The sequence below is a fragment of the Thalassospira permensis NBRC 106175 genome (assembly GCF_000714555.1).
Lineage (GTDB): Bacteria > Pseudomonadota > Alphaproteobacteria > Rhodospirillales > Thalassospiraceae > Thalassospira > Thalassospira xiamenensis.
In genome coordinates, this window is record NZ_AUNC01000017.1 from 1 (window position 1) to 15,567 (window position 15,567).

General features: G+C 55.5%; 18 protein-coding genes and 3 tRNA genes. 15 read left to right on the forward strand and 6 right to left on the reverse strand.

Annotation, left to right across the window (positions count from 1 at the left end):
- Positions 1–50 precede the first annotated feature (50 nt).
- Both SMB34_RS10185 and SMB34_RS10190 read right to left on the reverse strand, forming a co-directional pair.
- Complete coding sequence (locus SMB34_RS10185) at positions 51–704, reverse strand: response regulator (protein ID WP_007092070.1); 654 nt, start codon at positions 702–704, stop codon at positions 51–53.
- Positions 705–990: 286 nt separating this feature from the next.
- A complete protein-coding gene (locus SMB34_RS10190) occupies positions 991–1,722 on the reverse strand; it encodes a putative metalloprotease CJM1_0395 family protein (protein ID WP_037989805.1) in 732 nt (243 codons plus the stop codon).
- 212 nt (positions 1,723–1,934) lie between these two features.
- Between SMB34_RS10190 and SMB34_RS10195 the strand changes: the two genes are divergently transcribed.
- The gene (locus SMB34_RS10195; protein WP_037989808.1) at positions 1,935–2,966 is read left to right on the forward strand and encodes an NAD-dependent epimerase; all 1,032 of its coding nucleotides are present in this window, start codon (positions 1,935–1,937) and stop codon (positions 2,964–2,966) included.
- 114 nt (positions 2,967–3,080) lie between these two features.
- Here SMB34_RS10195 and SMB34_RS10200 read toward each other — a convergent pair.
- Together SMB34_RS10200 and SMB34_RS10205 are read right to left on the reverse strand one after the other, a co-directional pair.
- A tRNA-Thr gene (locus SMB34_RS10200) sits at positions 3,081–3,155 on the reverse strand.
- A gap of 28 nt (positions 3,156–3,183) precedes the next feature.
- Positions 3,184–3,258, reverse strand: a tRNA-Thr gene (locus SMB34_RS10205).
- 177 nt (positions 3,259–3,435) lie between these two features.
- Between SMB34_RS10205 and SMB34_RS10210 the strand changes: the two genes are divergently transcribed.
- From SMB34_RS10210 to SMB34_RS10240, 7 genes are all read left to right on the forward strand, one after another.
- Positions 3,436–3,618 carry a hypothetical protein gene (locus SMB34_RS10210; RefSeq protein ID WP_037989810.1) on the forward strand — a complete coding sequence of 61 codons (183 nt, stop codon included), beginning with the start codon at positions 3,436–3,438 and terminating at the stop codon, positions 3,616–3,618.
- Between the two features lie 142 nt (positions 3,619–3,760).
- Complete coding sequence (dcd, locus tag SMB34_RS10215) at positions 3,761–4,315, forward strand: dCTP deaminase (protein ID WP_037989813.1); 555 nt, start codon at positions 3,761–3,763, stop codon at positions 4,313–4,315.
- 82 nt (positions 4,316–4,397) lie between these two features.
- Positions 4,398–5,690: a UDP-N-acetylglucosamine 1-carboxyvinyltransferase gene (gene murA, locus SMB34_RS10220; RefSeq protein ID WP_007092065.1), complete on the forward strand. Its 1,293-nt coding sequence runs from the start codon at positions 4,398–4,400 to the stop codon at positions 5,688–5,690.
- Positions 5,691–5,764: 74 nt separating this feature from the next.
- Positions 5,765–6,424: an ATP phosphoribosyltransferase gene (gene hisG / locus SMB34_RS10225; protein WP_007092064.1), complete on the forward strand. Its 660-nt coding sequence runs from the start codon at positions 5,765–5,767 to the stop codon at positions 6,422–6,424.
- The gene (gene hisD / locus SMB34_RS10230; protein ID WP_037989816.1) at positions 6,414–7,709 is read left to right on the forward strand and encodes a histidinol dehydrogenase; all 1,296 of its coding nucleotides are present in this window, start codon (positions 6,414–6,416) and stop codon (positions 7,707–7,709) included. Before hisG ends, hisD begins: the two co-directional genes overlap by 11 nt.
- A gap of 50 nt (positions 7,710–7,759) precedes the next feature.
- Complete coding sequence (locus tag SMB34_RS10235) at positions 7,760–8,236, forward strand: UPF0262 family protein (RefSeq protein ID WP_167332761.1); 477 nt, start codon at positions 7,760–7,762, stop codon at positions 8,234–8,236.
- A gap of 6 nt (positions 8,237–8,242) precedes the next feature.
- The gene (locus tag SMB34_RS10240; protein WP_037989821.1) at positions 8,243–8,689 is read left to right on the forward strand and encodes an arsenate reductase ArsC; all 447 of its coding nucleotides are present in this window, start codon (positions 8,243–8,245) and stop codon (positions 8,687–8,689) included.
- Here the strand turns inward: SMB34_RS10240 and SMB34_RS10245 are convergent.
- Positions 8,686–9,210: a GNAT family N-acetyltransferase gene (locus SMB34_RS10245; protein WP_037989824.1), complete on the reverse strand. Its 525-nt coding sequence runs from the start codon at positions 9,208–9,210 to the stop codon at positions 8,686–8,688. The two genes, SMB34_RS10240 and SMB34_RS10245, sit on opposite strands and share 4 nt — an antisense overlap.
- 220 nt (positions 9,211–9,430) lie before the next feature.
- On the opposite strand from SMB34_RS10245, the gene infA reads away from it, so the two are divergent.
- The 6 genes from infA (at position 9,431) to SMB34_RS10275 (ending at position 13,011) form a co-directional block, all read left to right on the forward strand.
- Entirely contained in the window at positions 9,431–9,649 is a 219-nt protein-coding gene (gene infA, locus SMB34_RS10250; protein WP_007092059.1) for a translation initiation factor IF-1, read from the forward strand.
- Positions 9,650–9,777: 128 nt separating this feature from the next.
- The gene (locus SMB34_RS10255) at positions 9,778–10,356 is read left to right on the forward strand and encodes a Maf family protein (protein ID WP_037989898.1); all 579 of its coding nucleotides are present in this window, start codon (positions 9,778–9,780) and stop codon (positions 10,354–10,356) included.
- A 2-nt stretch (positions 10,357–10,358) separates the two neighbouring features.
- Entirely contained in the window at positions 10,359–11,783 is a 1,425-nt protein-coding gene (locus SMB34_RS10260) for a ribonuclease E/G (RefSeq protein WP_037989825.1), read from the forward strand.
- A 1-nt stretch (position 11,784) separates the two neighbouring features.
- Positions 11,785–11,991 (forward strand): DNA gyrase inhibitor YacG, encoded by a 207-nt coding sequence (locus tag SMB34_RS10265; protein WP_007092056.1) that lies wholly within the window; start codon positions 11,785–11,787, stop codon positions 11,989–11,991.
- Between the two features lie 97 nt (positions 11,992–12,088).
- Positions 12,089–12,164 (forward strand) — tRNA-Phe (locus SMB34_RS10270).
- Between the two features lie 298 nt (positions 12,165–12,462).
- Positions 12,463–13,011, forward strand: a complete 549-nt coding sequence (locus SMB34_RS10275) for a hypothetical protein (RefSeq protein WP_156962663.1) — start codon at positions 12,463–12,465, stop codon at positions 13,009–13,011.
- A gap of 104 nt (positions 13,012–13,115) precedes the next feature.
- Here SMB34_RS10275 and SMB34_RS21050 read toward each other — a convergent pair whose 3' ends face one another.
- Positions 13,116–13,268 (reverse strand): hypothetical protein, encoded by a 153-nt coding sequence (locus SMB34_RS21050; RefSeq protein ID WP_156962664.1) that lies wholly within the window; start codon positions 13,266–13,268, stop codon positions 13,116–13,118.
- A gap of 723 nt (positions 13,269–13,991) precedes the next feature.
- Between SMB34_RS21050 and SMB34_RS10280 the strand changes: the two genes are divergently transcribed.
- Positions 13,992–15,539 (forward strand): CYTH and CHAD domain-containing protein, encoded by a 1,548-nt coding sequence (locus SMB34_RS10280; RefSeq protein ID WP_240478802.1) that lies wholly within the window; start codon positions 13,992–13,994, stop codon positions 15,537–15,539.
- Positions 15,540–15,567: the final 28 nt, after the last annotated feature.

Here is a 15,567-nt window from a genome sequence, read left to right on the forward strand (position 1 = left end):
AACCCGGCCAAGGGGCCGGGTTTTGAAAGCTTCGGCTTTATGTGGGAAAATCAGGCTTCCCAGCCAAGCTGCATGGCTATTTTAACCGCCTGCGTACGGTTCGCGGCACCAAGCTTTTTGAAAATGCCGGTCAGGTGAACCTTCACCGTGATTTCGCGGACCGTAAGCTGCTTGGCGATTTCCTTGTTGGACAGACCTTTGGTCAGCAGGGCCAGAACTTCACGTTCCCGATTGGTCAGTTGACGCAGGGGATTGTCAGGAGCAAGCCCATCCAGATCAATTTCACCCGGACGCGTGTTGCTGCCATCATCTTCCAGAAGTGCCGACGGAATGTATTTTTCCCCTGACATGATCAGGCGGAGCGCATTGATCAGCGACTTGCCAGACAGGGTTTTGGGCAAATAGCCCGACGCACCATGTTCAAGTGCATTGAGCACATCGCTGCGTTTGACCGATCCTGACAAAATGACGACCGGAATTTCCGGATGTTTCTGCCGCATTACGGTCAGGCCCGAAAGCCCGTTCATGCCTGGCATGTTGAGATCTAGGATCGTCAGTTCGACCGGCGTATCGCCATCGACGATGGAAAGTGCTTCGGCAAAGTCTTTTGCCTGGGCAATTTCGACTTCTGGCGCCGCCGTTTTCAGAAAGGATGTGATCCCGTCTCTAACGAGGTCATGGTCGTCCGCTAGCAGGATGTTCATGTTATTGTGCCGTACCCGTTTTTAGCCGTCTCCCGCAAAAGGCGGTACCGGTATCGCGTCCCGCACCCAAACATACGGAAACACGCAAAGTTGTCATCTTCCAAATTTCGCGTCCCCCCGGACGCGAGCGCAGCATTAAATAATTCTGATGTCCTGTCAAACTGCAGGATGGATTTCAGGGGGTGGAATTATCCATGAGGATAGTATTCTGCGTAATGTGATAAAGATATTGTCGCGTATTGCATAGTAAAGTTCATTGAATCTCAAGTTATATGGCCAGAGAAAATCATGCGGAAATCGAAAAAATGTCGTTCGCGTCGTTTCTCGGTTGCCGATCGTTCGACATCACTTCTGGTGCATCACTGCCAAGTGCTGCGCGTTGCAAACTTGCGTCTCGGAAGGCTGCCATATCGGCGCCTGATGGTGCGTTTGGTGCAAGCGCTGCATTCTGAATGGTTGCCAGGGCGCGTTCTCTGTCTTCCTTGCTCCCGACAAGGCTAACACCGATATCGACATGTCCGCCAACGGCGTATGCCTTTCCATCCGGCCCTATCTGATATTCATATTGCGGGGCAGAAGCATACATGCCTGCCGCCGCTGCGTGGGCCTTTTCTTCCTGTTTTACAGCCGAATCTCTAGCTTGCAGTTTTGCAACTGCCGCCTTCTCCGCATCACTCATATCCGCCGGGTTTTTAGGGCCGGCATTATTGCTTTCGGCATTGTCTTCGCTGGCCTCGCGGGCTTTGCGATACTCGCCGCGACTGACGCCACTGGCAACCGCCTGTGCTTCGGTAAGTGTCCTTGGGTCTACGATACGCGTTCGAACCCCGGCTGCTGAGACATCGCCAAAACCATAAGCACCATTTGAAAGTCCGGATTTATTGCCAGGTTTAACTTCGAGCGCTTCGTATTCGGCCAAAACCCTGCCATCAGCGGTTTGTGCAACTTCCCTGACATTCAGGACAATGCCCAATCCACCGCTAGCGGGGTTCGTTATGGTTTGACCGGTCGTAATCATCGGATCGAAATGGTTTTCCGTGGCGATACAAAATCGATACGTAAGGATAGCAGGAAAATTCGCAGGAGTCTCGCCCGGTGTCTATACCTTTGGTGCCTTGCATGAAGCATGCTGTCTTGCGTGCCAAACTATAGGCTGTTACAGGAAAGTCTGGATTTTGGATGCCCCCAATTCTTGGGCAATAGCCTTTCAAGACAGGAAAACTGATCGTGATGTCCGACTTTGTCATTCCCGCAAATGAAACGGTTCTGGTTACCGGGGCTGCCGGTTTTATCGGATCGCATCTTTGCCAGAAGCTGCTGGATCAGGGCAGCACCGTAATCGGGCTTGATAACGTCAACGATTATTATGACGTCACGCTGAAAGAAGCCCGGCTTGCACGGCTTGAAGGGCGGGACGGTTTCAAATTTGTTCGCATGAATCTGGAAGATCGCGATGGTATTGCTGATCTGTTCGCAACCGAAAAGCCGACCTATGTCGTCAACCTTGCGGCCCAGGCTGGCGTTCGCTATTCGCTTGAAAACCCGCATGCCTATATTGATGCCAACCTTGTCGGTTTTACCAATATCCTTGAAGGCTGCCGCCATAACGGCGTGAAGCATCTGGTCTATGCCTCAAGCAGTTCGGTTTACGGCATGAATACCGAAATGCCGTTTTCGGTGCATCACAATGTCGATCACCCGATCAGCCTGTATGCGGCGTCCAAAAAAGCCAACGAGCTGATGGCGCATACCTATAGCCATCTTTACCGCTTGCCGACCACGGGCCTTCGTTTCTTTACGGTGTATGGTCCTTGGGGGCGGCCTGATATGGCGTTGTTCCTGTTTACCAAGGCCATTCTGGAAGGACGTCCGATTGACGTCTTTAACGAAGGAAAAATGCGCCGCGACTTCACCTATATCGACGATATCGTCGAAGGTGTTCATCGCTGCATTTCAACCGTTGCTGCCCCTAATCCCGACTGGAACCCGGCCAAGCCGGACCCGGCAACCAGTTCGGCACCCTATCGCGTGTTCAATATCGGCAACAACAGTCCGGTCGAACTGATGCACATGATTGAAACGCTTGAAAAGGCACTGGGCAAGACGGCTGAGAAAAACATGCTGCCGATGCAGGCCGGCGATGTTCCGGCGACCTATGCCGATGTCGATGCCCTGACCGATGCCGTCGGCTTCAAGCCGGAAACCTCGATTGAAACGGGGATTGGTCGGTTTGTTGAATGGTACAAAGCCTTTTACGGGTAAGGCTTGGTTTGTTAGGGGCAGGCGTGATTGCGCCTGCTCTATACCACAAGTCATGCATGCATACTGCGCTTACAGCGTTATGCTTTTGCGTGGTTTTCTAAAATGTCTGGAAAATGGTGCTGCTGGGGAGATTTGAACTCCCGGCCTCTCCCTTACCAAGGGAGTGCTCTACCCCTGAGCTACAGCAGCCCTTAAAAAAAGGCTGATCGTCGGGCAATGGTGCTGCTGGGGAGATTTGAACTCCCGGCCTCTCCCTTACCAAGGGAGTGCTCTACCCCTGAGCTACAGCAGCATCGAGCCCTTGCGGTGCGGGCGGGTTATAGGCCACTGGCTGGCAATTGGTCAAGCCCGAATTATGCGAAGATTTTTGATCTTGCGCGGATGGTGCAATTTTGTTGGTCAAGGCTGCATTCTGCTTCGGAATATTCTATAAAAGCCGGACCTTTGGAACCAGAAACGTATTGGCAAGATGACAGCACAGCAAAGCAAGCAATATCCCGCGACCAACGAAGAACGCAAAAAACGCGAGGCCGAAGCCCTGCGTGCCAATCTGGCGCGCCGAAAGCAGCAGCAGCGTTCGCGCAAGACGGTGGATCAGAATACCAAGGAGGACGAACAGGGCAGCGGTTCGGACGGTTCGGGCAAGGATTAGTCCGCTTCCCACCGGTTTCGGAGCCCCATTTCAAGAAAAATGCCAATTTGGCCCGATTGCCCGCATCGTCCGGTTGATCTTGCATGCCCCGCACGGGTAAAACCAATGGCACAATGCCAATTTGTACAACAGGGGTGGCGATATGTCGGTAAGACCGGATCACTGGATACGCCAGATGGCACAGGAAAAAGGCATGATCGAACCGTTTGTCGACGGTTTCAAACGCGATGGTGTCATTTCCTACGGGGTCAGTTCCTATGGCTATGATGCCCGGGTTGCCGACGAATTCAAGATTTTCACCAATGTCGACTCGGCCATTGTCGATCCCAAGGAATTTTCCGATGCAGGGTTCGTCAATCGCCAGACCGATGTCTGCGTGATCCCGCCCAACAGTTTCGCCCTGGCGCGCACGGTGGAATATTTCCGTATCCCGCGCGACACGCTGGTGATCTGCCTTGGCAAGTCGACCTATGCGCGGTGCGGCATCATCGTCAATGTCACCCCGCTCGAACCGGAATGGGAAGGGCACGTCACCCTTGAATTTTCCAATACCACGCCGCTTCCGGCCCGCATTTACGCCAATGAAGGGGCCTGCCAGTTCATTTTCCTGAAAGCCGAAAGCGAATGCGATACCTCCTATGCGGATCGCGCAGGAAAATATATGGGCCAAAAAGGTGTCACGCTGCCACGCCTGTGATAAAGGCAATGGCATAAAGGCGGCATCGCCAAAGACACGAGTAACCGCCATGTCGCAATCGGCATGGTCATACGAGGATTGAATGGACAAGATCAAGATTTCCGGCGGTCGCCGCTTGCAGGGCAAAATTGCAATTGGCGGTGCCAAGAATGCGGCCCTTCCGCTGATGGCAGCAGCCCTTCTGACCGATGAGACGCTGACCCTTTCCAACCTGCCGCATCTGGCCGATATCACATCGATGGCTAATCTGTTGGGGCAGCATGGTGTCGCGTTGCATCTGAACGGCCATGCGCCCAATGGCGGCCATACCGGTCGGGTTCTGGAAATGACGGCCAGGGAAATCGCATCGACAACCGCACCCTATGATCTGGTCCGCAAAATGCGGGCATCGGTTCTGGTGCTGGGGCCGCTGGTCGCGCGGTGTGGGGTTGCGCGTGTGTCGCTGCCCGGTGGCTGTGCGATTGGTAACCGTCCGGTTGACCTGCATCTGAAGGCGCTTGAAGCCATGGGCGCTGAAATCCACCTGACCGAGGGCTATATCGAAGCCCGCGCCCCCGAAGGGCTCAAGGGCGGGCATATCCTGTTCCCGCAGGTATCGGTTGGCGCGACCGAAAACGCCCTGATGGCGGCGTCCCTTGCCGATGGTGTGGTCACAATCGCCAATGCGGCCCGCGAACCCGAAGTCACCGATCTGGCCCATTGCCTTGTCGCGATGGGGGCCGAAATTGAAGGTATCGGCACCGATACGCTCAAGGTCACCGGCAAGCCGCGCCTGCATGGTGCGGAACATTCCGTCGTGCCGGACCGCATTGAAACCGGTACCTATGCCATTGCCGCCGCCATTACCGGGGGCGAGATCGAGTTGGTCGGAACAAAGGCCGAACTGATCGAAAGCCTGATCGTCTCCATGCGCAAGGCCGGTGTCGAGATCGAGGAAACCAAAGACGGCATGATCGTGCGCGGCAATCGCGCCGCCCTTAAGGGCGTTGACGTCATGACCGAACCCTATCCCGGCTTCCCGACCGACATGCAGGCGCAATTCATGGCGCTGATGGCAGTGGCCAATGGCGCATCCATGATCACCGAAACGATTTTTGAAAACCGTTTCATGCATGTCCCGGAACTGAGCCGCATGGGTGCTGATGTCAACGTGCATGGCCGATCCGCGATTGTGCGCGGCAGTGCCAAACTCTCAGGTGCCGAAGTCATGGCGACCGATCTGCGCGCATCGGTATCGATGGTACTTGCAGGCTTGGCAGCCGAGGGCGAGACGATTATTAACCGTGTCTATCATCTGGACCGCGGTTATGAGCGGCTGGAAGAAAAACTTGGCGCCTGCGGGGCGCAGATCGAACGTGTCCGTGTTCCTGCATAATTACCCTGCATAATGACATGGGCTATCGGCCAGCAGGCCGGGACAGACAGATAAACGCGTAAGGCGACTGATTGATGAGTGACGAAAAGCTGGTGCTGGCCCTGCCAAAGGGGCGCATTCTAGACGAGGTAATGCCGCTGGTGCGTGCCGCCGGGATCGAACCGGAAGCCGCATTTGACGATCCGAAATCCCGGGCCCTGCGTTTCGCCACCAATCATCCGCATATCGATATCATCCGTGTGCGCAGCTTCGACGTTGCAACATTTGTTGCCTTCGGGGCGGCCCATATCGGGGTATGCGGCAATGATGTCCTGATGGAATTCGATTATTCCGAAATCTATGCCCCGCTTGATCTCGATATCGGGCATTGCCGCCTTGCCGTGGCCGAACCCGAAGAAATGATCGATGGCGATGATCCGTCGCGCTGGTCGCATGTCCGTGTTGCCACCAAATATCCCAACGTCACCCGCAATCATTTTGCCGCGCGTGGGGTGCAGGCCGAATGCATCAAGCTGAACGGGGCGATGGAACTGGCACCAACCCTTGGCCTGTGCCGTCGCATCGTTGACCTTGTATCGACCGGTAACACGTTAAAGGCCAACGGGCTTCGCGAAATCGAACATATTGCCGATGTCACCTCGCGCCTGATCGTCAACCGGGCCGCGCTTAAAACCCGTCCGACCGATGTTCAGCCCTGGATTGACCGTTTTTCCGAGGTGCGCAATGCCGATTAAACTTTCAATCACCGATGCCGATTTCGAAGAAGGCTTTGTCAAACTGCTTGGCATGAAGCGGGAATCGGATGCCGATGTTGATGCCGCGGTTGCCGATATCATTGCCGATGTCCGCGCGCGCGGAGACGAAGCGGTGTGTGATTACACCAACAAGTTCGACCGCCTGAATATTGATGCCGCCGGTATGGTTGTGACAAAGGACGAAGTCGATGCTGCCGTTGCCGCAATCGATGCCGACCTTCTGCAGGCGCTGAAACTGGCCGCTGAACGCATTCGTTCCTACCATGATCGGCAAATGCCGTCTGACGAACGTTATACCGATGCAACCGGGGTCGAACTCGGCTGGCGCTGGCGTCCGGTATCGGCGGCGGGGCTTTATGTGCCCGGTGGGCTGGCATCCTATCCGTCGTCGGTCCTGATGAATGCCATTCCGGCCAAGGTTGCCGGCGTCGAACGTCTGGTGATGGTCGTACCTACACCTGATAACAAGATGAACCCGCTGGTTCTGGCCGCCGCATGGATTGCCGGGGTGGATGAAATTTACCGTATCGGCGGGGCGCAGGCGATTGCCGCATTGGCCTATGGGACGCAAACCATCAAGCCGGTCGACAAGATCGTTGGTCCGGGCAATGCCTTTGTCGCTGCCGCAAAGCGTCGCGTTTTCGGGCAGGTCGGGATTGACATGATCGCCGGCCCGTCGGAAATCCTTGTGGTTGCCGATGGTTCCAACGATCCAAGCTGGGTCGCGGCTGATCTGCTGTCGCAGGCCGAACATGATCCGGTCGCGCAGTCGATCCTGATTACCGATGATGCGGATTTTGCCGATCGTGTTCAGGACGCCATTGATGCGCATCTTGAAAAACTGCCGCGTGCGGAAATCGCCGGGGCAAGCTGGCGCGACTTTGGTGCAATTGTCTTGGTTGAAAATCTGACGCAGGCTCCGGCCTTGGTTGACCGGATTGCACCGGAACATCTTGAACTGGCTGTCGATGACCCGGACGCACTTGCCGAAGACATTCATCATGCCGGTGCCATTTTCCTGGGTCGTTACACGCCCGAGGCGATTGGCGATTATGTTGCCGGGCCAAACCATGTTCTGCCAACCGCCCGTTCGGCGCGTTTCTCGTCGGGTCTGGGTGTGCTTGATTTCATCAAGCGGTCGTCATTGATCAAATGCACGCCTGAAAGTCTGGCCAAAATCGGCCCGGCGGCGATTGCACTGGCCGAAAGCGAAGGTTTGCAGGCACACGGACTTTCTGTGGCGATCCGGTCCAACCGCATGTAAGCTGTTGCAGTGCAGCGCCGAGGGATCGCAGGGAGACTAAGATGGCAGAAATTGCAGACAACCAATGCATTGCCGGTATCTATCTCGACGAGAAATACAAGGTGCGTCGCCGCCCCGAGGTCGAGCACGAGCAGGCGGTGGCCATCTATGACCTTCTCGAAGAAAACCATTTCGCGCCAAAAGGCGGCTTCGAAGGTCCGTATTCGGTTCATATGCGCATCGAAGACAACCGCATCTATATGGATGTGCGCGGCGATGACGATACCGAAAACCTGACGACCATTGTCGTGCCGTTAACCCCGTTCCGCCGGATCGTGAAGGATTACTTCATGATCTGCGAAAGCTATTACGACGCGATCAAAAAGGCGAGTGCCGCACAGATCGAAACCATCGATATGGCGCGCCGCGGCCTGCATAACGAAGGATCCGAACAGCTTCGCGAACTGCTGTCGGAAAAGGTGACGATTGATGAAAATACCGCGCGTCGCCTGTTTACCCTGATCTGCGTCCTTCATATCCGGGGTTAGGGCACGGTGGCAGAAGAACTCCCCGGTTCGGTTCTTTTTGCCTGTAGCTTCAACGCTGTAAGATCCGTGATGGCGGCTGCGCTTATGCGTCACTATCACGGAACGAGGGTGTATGTTGAATGCTGCGGCTTGCGTGCCGGTGATCTTGATGGCTTTGCCGTCGCGGTCATGGAAGAAATCGGGCTGGATATCTCGACCTATAAATCCAAGACATTTGACGAACTTGAAGACGGGTTTTTCGATCTGATCATCACCCTGTCACCAGAAGCCCAGCACAGGGCGGTCGAAATGACCCGCACCATGGCCTGTGATGTCGAATTCTGGAATACCTTCGACGCCACGATTGTCGAAGGTTCACGCGAAATCCGCCTTGAAGCCTATCGACAGGTCCGCGACCAGATCAAAAAACGCATCCTTGAACGCTTCCCGGTCGGTCCCGCCCCCAAGGTCTAAACAGACGCCCCGTACGGGCCGTCAATCAGCGCGTCAAACGCATCCCCGTCCAGCACATGAATGCGTTCATCATGGGCATGCCGCATGCCGATGCGGGCATAAAACCGCTGCCCGATGACGTTTTCGGCATCGACCGACAGGCGGATATAATGCTGGCCACGTGTTCGGGCCCGTTCGGCAACCTTTGCAATCAGATGACGGGCAAAACCGCCGCCACGATATTCCGGGGCGACAAACAGGTCCTGAATGTAAATCCCGGCCTTGCCACGAAATGTCGAATAGCTCGGAAAATAAAGGCAAAGTGCGACCGGTGTATCCCCGTCATGCGCAATCAGGGCCTCGAACGCCGGGTTGGGGCCAAACCCGTCACGCGCCAGATCTTCCGCTGTGCTTTTGAATTTATCCTCGCACCCGGTGGCACGGGCAATTTCAAACAGCATGGCATGGATATCGTCAACATCCTGTGCGGTGGCGGGCCGGATTTGGGGCGGGTTGACGGGATGGGGATGATTGGCGGTCATGGTCAGGGTCCTTGATGGGGGCCTTGGAACCATAAAGGGGATCGGTCATGGGAAACAACATGATTTCCCGGTGCGGGTTAATGCCATCACGCAGGGCATGATTGAAATGCAGTGCTGGGCCGCTTTGTCCCTTGCGTGAAAGGGCTTGACCTTTTTGCGCGTTCGGAGCAGTTTGCGGGCCACCGGTAATTGGTATTGCAATACGAAAGCTAGGAGTCTCATGGCTAAAGAAGACGTTATCGAGTTTCAGGGCACTGTTGTCGAACTTCTGCCCAATGCGATGTTTCGCGTGAAGCTGGACAATGATCACGAAATTCTTGCTCATACCTCGGGCAAGATGCGCAAGAACCGCATTCGTGTTCTTGCTGGTGACCGCGTCAGCGTCGAAATGACGCCTTATGACCTGACCAAGGGTCGTATTACCTTCCGTTTCAAGTAATCCGGAACCTGTAATACCGCAAAAATTGACGTTGCCGGGCGCGCAGTTTAGGTTTGCGCGCAAGGTTGCGTTTTGCTGTGTCTACAACCCTTCTGGTTTGGCTTTGGATGTCTGTGGGGAGCCGCGACTTGTCGAAACTGATTTTGGCCTCTGCATCGCCGCGGCGTCTTGAGCTGCTGGCACAGATCGGAATTGTGCCAGATCAGGTTATCCCTGCTGATATCGACGAAACTCCGCATGATGATGAAAGTCCGCGTCGGCTTGCCTTGCGCCTGGCCGAGGAAAAGGCACGTGCGATTGCCGCCGACCATGCGGGATGCTTTGTTCTTGCCGCTGACACGGTTGTGGCCTGTGGCCGTCGCGCCTTGGGCAAGGCGACCGATACGAACGAGGCCCGCAAATTCCTCTCGCTGCTTTCCGGTCGACGTCACCGTGTTTATGGTGGTCTTTGTGTGGTTGCACCCGATGGTACGACCCGCGCGCGCGTGATCGAAACACAGGTGATTTTCCGCCGTCTTGGCGATGACGATCTTGCGCGCTATCTGGCCCATGACGAGTGGCAGGGCAAGGCAGGCGCTTATGCCATTCAGGGATATGCCGCAACCTTCGTGAAAAGCATCACCGGGTCCTATTCCAATGTCGTTGGCCTGTCGCTGTGCGAGGCTGACGGGATGCTGCGCGGTCTTGGTTTCAAACAGGGGATGTGATCATGGTGGCTGGCGGAACAGAAACAGACCGCCTGCTGATTGATGCCGTCGCATGCGAACGGCGCATCGCCCTGATCCGCAATGACCGGCTGGCGCGTTTATGGATTGATCGCGGTGGCCCGGCGCGGTTTGATATCCATCTGGGCCGTGTTTCGAAAATTCTTTCTGAAATGGCTGCGGCCATGGTGGTTCTTGACGGTGTCGACGATGGTCTGCTGCCGTTTGATCGCATTGACGGCCCGCTTCATGAAGGCCAATGGGTCATCGTGCAGATTTCCCGCCTCGGGTTCGAGGATAAAGGCCCGAAACTGACCGGCCGCATCGCGATAGAGGGGCTGGGCATGATCCTGCGCCCGAACGAGCATCCCACCGACGCAAAGCGCGGCGGTCTGGTGGAACTCCCCCGCAAGCTCAAGGACGAAAACCGGCGTGCGGTGCTCATGACCCTGTTCAAGGGGCTGATCGCCCGCGAAGAGGGCATCACGCTGCGCAGTCTGGCAATCGATTGGGATGACGGAGCATTGGCAGGCGAACTTGGACAGCTTCGATCTGTGTGGAAACGCGCCCAGGCGGCCCTTGCATCACCGGCAAAGCCGGTTGTGGTTTTCAAGGCATTGTCGGATGCCGATCAGCTGATCGAACGCCACGTGATGGCGGGCGGCGAATGCATTGTTGATGGTTCGGACGAATTTGTGCGTTTGCGTGGATTGTTGCGCGCACGTGGTTTGGATGATGCGCACCTGATCCGTCATGATGGCGCGCGCCTGCTATTTGATGATCAGGATATCGAAGACGATATCGCAACCGCCCTGCAACCGCGTGTGCCGCTTCCGGGCGGTGGCTGGATCGCCATCGAACAGACGACCGCACTTTGTGCGATTGATGTCAATGCAGGCGGATCGGATGCCGACAATGATCAGGCAAGGCGGGCAGAGCAGGTCAACTTGCGCGCCGCACCCGAAATCGTCCGCCAATTGCAGTTGCGCAATATTGGCGGTCTGGTGGTGATTGATCCGCTTCGCATGGCGGGCAAGGCATCGCGCGACCGGTTCGAAACCGCCCTTCGTGATGCCTTTGGCCCGGAAATGAGCGGTGCGGTTCAGTTTGGCGGGTTCACACGATTGGGTCTGTTTGAACTGACCCGGCAGCGCGGCGGCATTGCCCTTGTCGATTTGATGCAAGGCAGGCTGCCTGATCCGATGCCGACGCGAACGGCAGCATTGAACTTTGTGCTGCGTTCCGTGATTCGCGATATGCGCAGCGGGCAGGGCGGGCGATACAGGCTTTATCTGTCAAAGGACCTTGTCGCGGACCTTGTGCCGGGAAGCCACGGGCAACAAATTCTTGAACGTGCGATGGGGATGGCGCCGGAACTGGCCGCCGACGAAAGCCTTTCGCGCGCTGACTACAGGCTGGAGAAACTCTGATATGGTTGAAAAAAACACAGTTAAAACAGCAGGCTCGGGCTGTGCCATGTGCGGCAAGCCGGTGGTGGAAAAATACAGGCCGTTCTGCTCGAAACGCTGCGCTGATCTCGACCTCGGCAAATGGCTCAATGAAAGCTATGCCGTCCCGGCGACCGAACCGCCGGAGTATCTTGAAGACCTTGAAGATGAAGAAGATTTTCGCGCATAAAAAAAATGCGATTTGAGGCTGGACAAGCCCCGAAGGAGTTTGTATAACCCCGCTCGTTCCGCAGGGAACGCTCCGGAAACGGAGACGCTTAAAGAATGCCCGGGTAGCTCAGTTGGTAGAGCAGTGGACTGAAAATCCGCGTGTCGGTGGTTCGAATCCGCCCCCGGGCACCATCTTTAGGTAGCCCAAAACGACCCGGCCATTGGCCGGGTTTTTTGTGCCTGAAATTCCAGTCAAATTGAATTTTATCCATCCACACTTTCGCAATGGTTGCGGTTGGTTGCCGTGCCCGACATAATCGCGATTGAGCAGGGTGAATTATAGTGGGGCGCGGTTTTTTGCATAGTTTGGCAACCTTTTCTGCATATCCAGCGCGATGAGGAAGGGGGGGGCGTTTATCCGTGAGTGGTCGATCTCACTCGGTTTGGGCGGTGGTGCGCCCGAACCCCCGCCAACTAAACGGGGAATTTGATGAAAAGCATCCAAAAAATCTTTTCGCTACCGGTGCGGTTTGCTCGAAACACTATGGATGAGCTAAAGTTCATACATAGTGTTTATTTCCGGAATGATAGTGAATACACCTCGGAGGCGAGACGTAAGGCTGCAGAAAATTGGGAGCCGCTCTTTTTGGCTTTTTCGGAAAGCGTCTCGCGCATGAGACAATGGATAACCAAAGGGCTTTCTGCGGGGGCTATAGCGTCATTCACCTTATTAACAACCCATTTTCTAGGTAGTGAATGGGCCGAGCGCCTTCTGTATGTTTTCCTTTTCTTTCTCACAGGGTTAGTTCTTCAGTTCATCCAGCAAGCTTTCATGCTGTATCGCTCACTATGGCAGGCCATGAAGGATACTGTAATCACGCTCAAGGGCTTAGGAAGAAGGTCGAATAGTACGCCAATATTAACGTACTTGGTCATTTTGGGGGATGTTACTGCCTTCTATATGTTAGGTTCAGGCACAGTTCGCGGGCTAAACTTACTTTTCGAAGTTGCTAAAAGTACTTCCGCTAGTTTGCAATAAAACCGGTTCAATTAGGAAAGTGTTTGTATTGATTGCATCGAACTAAACTTCGACATCGTCTGGATCAGCCGGGTCCCGAACGAGCAATCGTAATCCCCGACACATCACGGGCCTTCGCCATCCTCGCCAACCGACGGCTCTCGGGCTTCTGACCCGCTCCGGTCACTTTCGGCCCTGATGGCATTTCCGGCAACCGGTTCGGCCCGGACAAACTTCGGGCGTCTGTCATTCGCGCCAAAGACGGACTTCGGGCGCACGGCCCCCACCTGCCCACCGTCGGCGGGCCAAAGCCCGCTGCTGCCATTGCTGCCGCCTCCGGCAAATTCGGGGTCCTTTCCCCGATAAGACGCACCTCTCCCGTCATGACAAACAAGCGTATTCGAAACCTGTTAGACCCGGCGCGAAATGCCGCCGTAATGGCTCCGCCATCCGCCGACCCATATCCTGCGGATTACCCCACCATCCTGTCTGTGTCTTTGCCGCTGCATCCTGATATCCTCTTTGATCCGGCCCCAAACGCAAAACCCCGCAAGGCACAAGGCCTTGCGGGTTTCGGTCCGGGTGCATTTCTCCCGTTGACTTTTATCTTATGCCATAAATAAAAGAACAAATCAAGAACTTTTTTGAAAAACTTTATATGCCGTCAGAAAAGGGAGGGAATCGCGGGCAACGGCAGCTTTTCATCCTCGACAAATTTGCGATTCGTCCGGGTGTTTTGATGATTCCTCATACCTTTGCTGCTCAAACGAACGTATCGCGTCGGTTCGGTTTTCAAATGAAAACAACCGTGTGCGCAAGATGTCAGCCGCAACATTAACGCTTGAAAAGAGACAGTTATGTCAGGAATGTTGCAGAAATTTTACATCCCGTTACCATGATGTCTGGCGGCTGGTTTCAAACTGCTGAAACACAAATCGGGCTATGACGTTATGGCAGACAGCGTGTTCTGCGCTGCAATAACAAACATCCAGGGGACCCTGATGGCCGAAAAGCAGATCGAGATCGAACTGAAGCTCCGTATCGATCCGAAACATGTATCGCGTTTGAAGCAGGCACCCGTCCTGCGCGAGGTCAAGGAAGGCCGCCGTCTTCTGACCACCCATCTTGTGTCCATCTATCATGACACCCCCAAGCTTTCGCTGGCCCGCAAGGGGCTGGCCCTGCGTGTGCGCAAGAAGGGAACGAACGGGTGGGAGCAGACCGTCAAGGCATCAAACGGACTGCGCGAAGCCCTGCCGGAACGTCATGAATGGAATGTCGAACTGCCCGATGGCGTTCTTGATCTGGATAAATTCACCGATGAAGACGTCGTCGGGCTGCTTGATAAGCACGTTAAAAAGAAAAAGATCGAACGGATTTTTGAAACCGACCTGAAACGCAGTGCGGTTGATCTGACCTATCGCGATGCGATCATGGAACTGGCAATCGATCAGGGTGTGGTGCGCACCGCGGAAAAAGAATCACCCCTGTCCGAGGTGGAGCTGGAGCTGAAGGAAGGCCATCCCGCCGCCCTGTTTGATCTGGCACTTGAACTGCAACGCACCGTACCCCTGTTCCTGAGCCTGCGGTCCAAGGCATCGCGCGGACGGGCGCTTTATCTTAACGAGACACCTGGCTTCTATAAGGCCCCTCCGGTCGGGCTTGCTGCCGATATGTCGGCCGAAATTTCGTTTCGGGCGGTTCTTGCGCAAGGGCTTCGGATGATCCTTGGCAACGAGGTCTGCGTGCGCGAAGACCTTCATATCGAAGGCTGCCATCAGATGCGGGTGGGGATGCGCCGCCTTCGGGTTGCGTTCAACCTGTTTAAGAAAAACCTGCCGCAGGGCGAGGCTGTTCTGATCCGCCGCCTGCTGAAACATTGCACCAAGGCGCTTGATGGCCTGCGCGACTGGGATGTTTTCCTGACCGAAACCCTGCCGATGGTCGAGGAACGGTTTCCCGATCATCCCGGCGTCGCCGATCTGCGCAAGGCTGCCGCCAAGCAGCGCGAAGCGGCCTTGGTGACCGCGCGCGAAATGCTTGAAAGTTTCGAGTATCAGCAGCTTTTGCTGTTGCTTGGCGCATGGTCGAGTTATTCGCGCTGGGCATCGGGGGCGGATGCCAGCCAGATGAAGGCGATGTCTGCGCCTGTCACAAAACTAGCAGAACCGCTGTTGAGCCGGGCCTATAAACGCGTGACCAAACGCGGCGACGACGTTGGCAAGCTTACGGTGCCACAACTTCACGCCTTGCGTCTGGATGTCAAACAGATGCGCTATGGCAGCGATTTCTTTGGCGAGGTTTATGCGGCCAAACCGGTCAATAAATTCCGCAAGGAACTGACGGGTTTGCAGGAAATTCTTGGCTGGCTGAATGATGTTGCCGTGGCAGAATCCCGCCTGATGGCCTTGCGGCCGCAGCTTTCCAAAGACGGCATGATCGCCATTGGCCTGATTTCCGGCTGGTTCGGTGCACGCGCCGATCATCGCCTTCAGGGGCTTGATAAGGCATGGAAGAAATTCGAAAAGCAGAAGCTGTTCTGGAAGTAGCCCGTCCGGCAAATCGAAACCGGGCGGC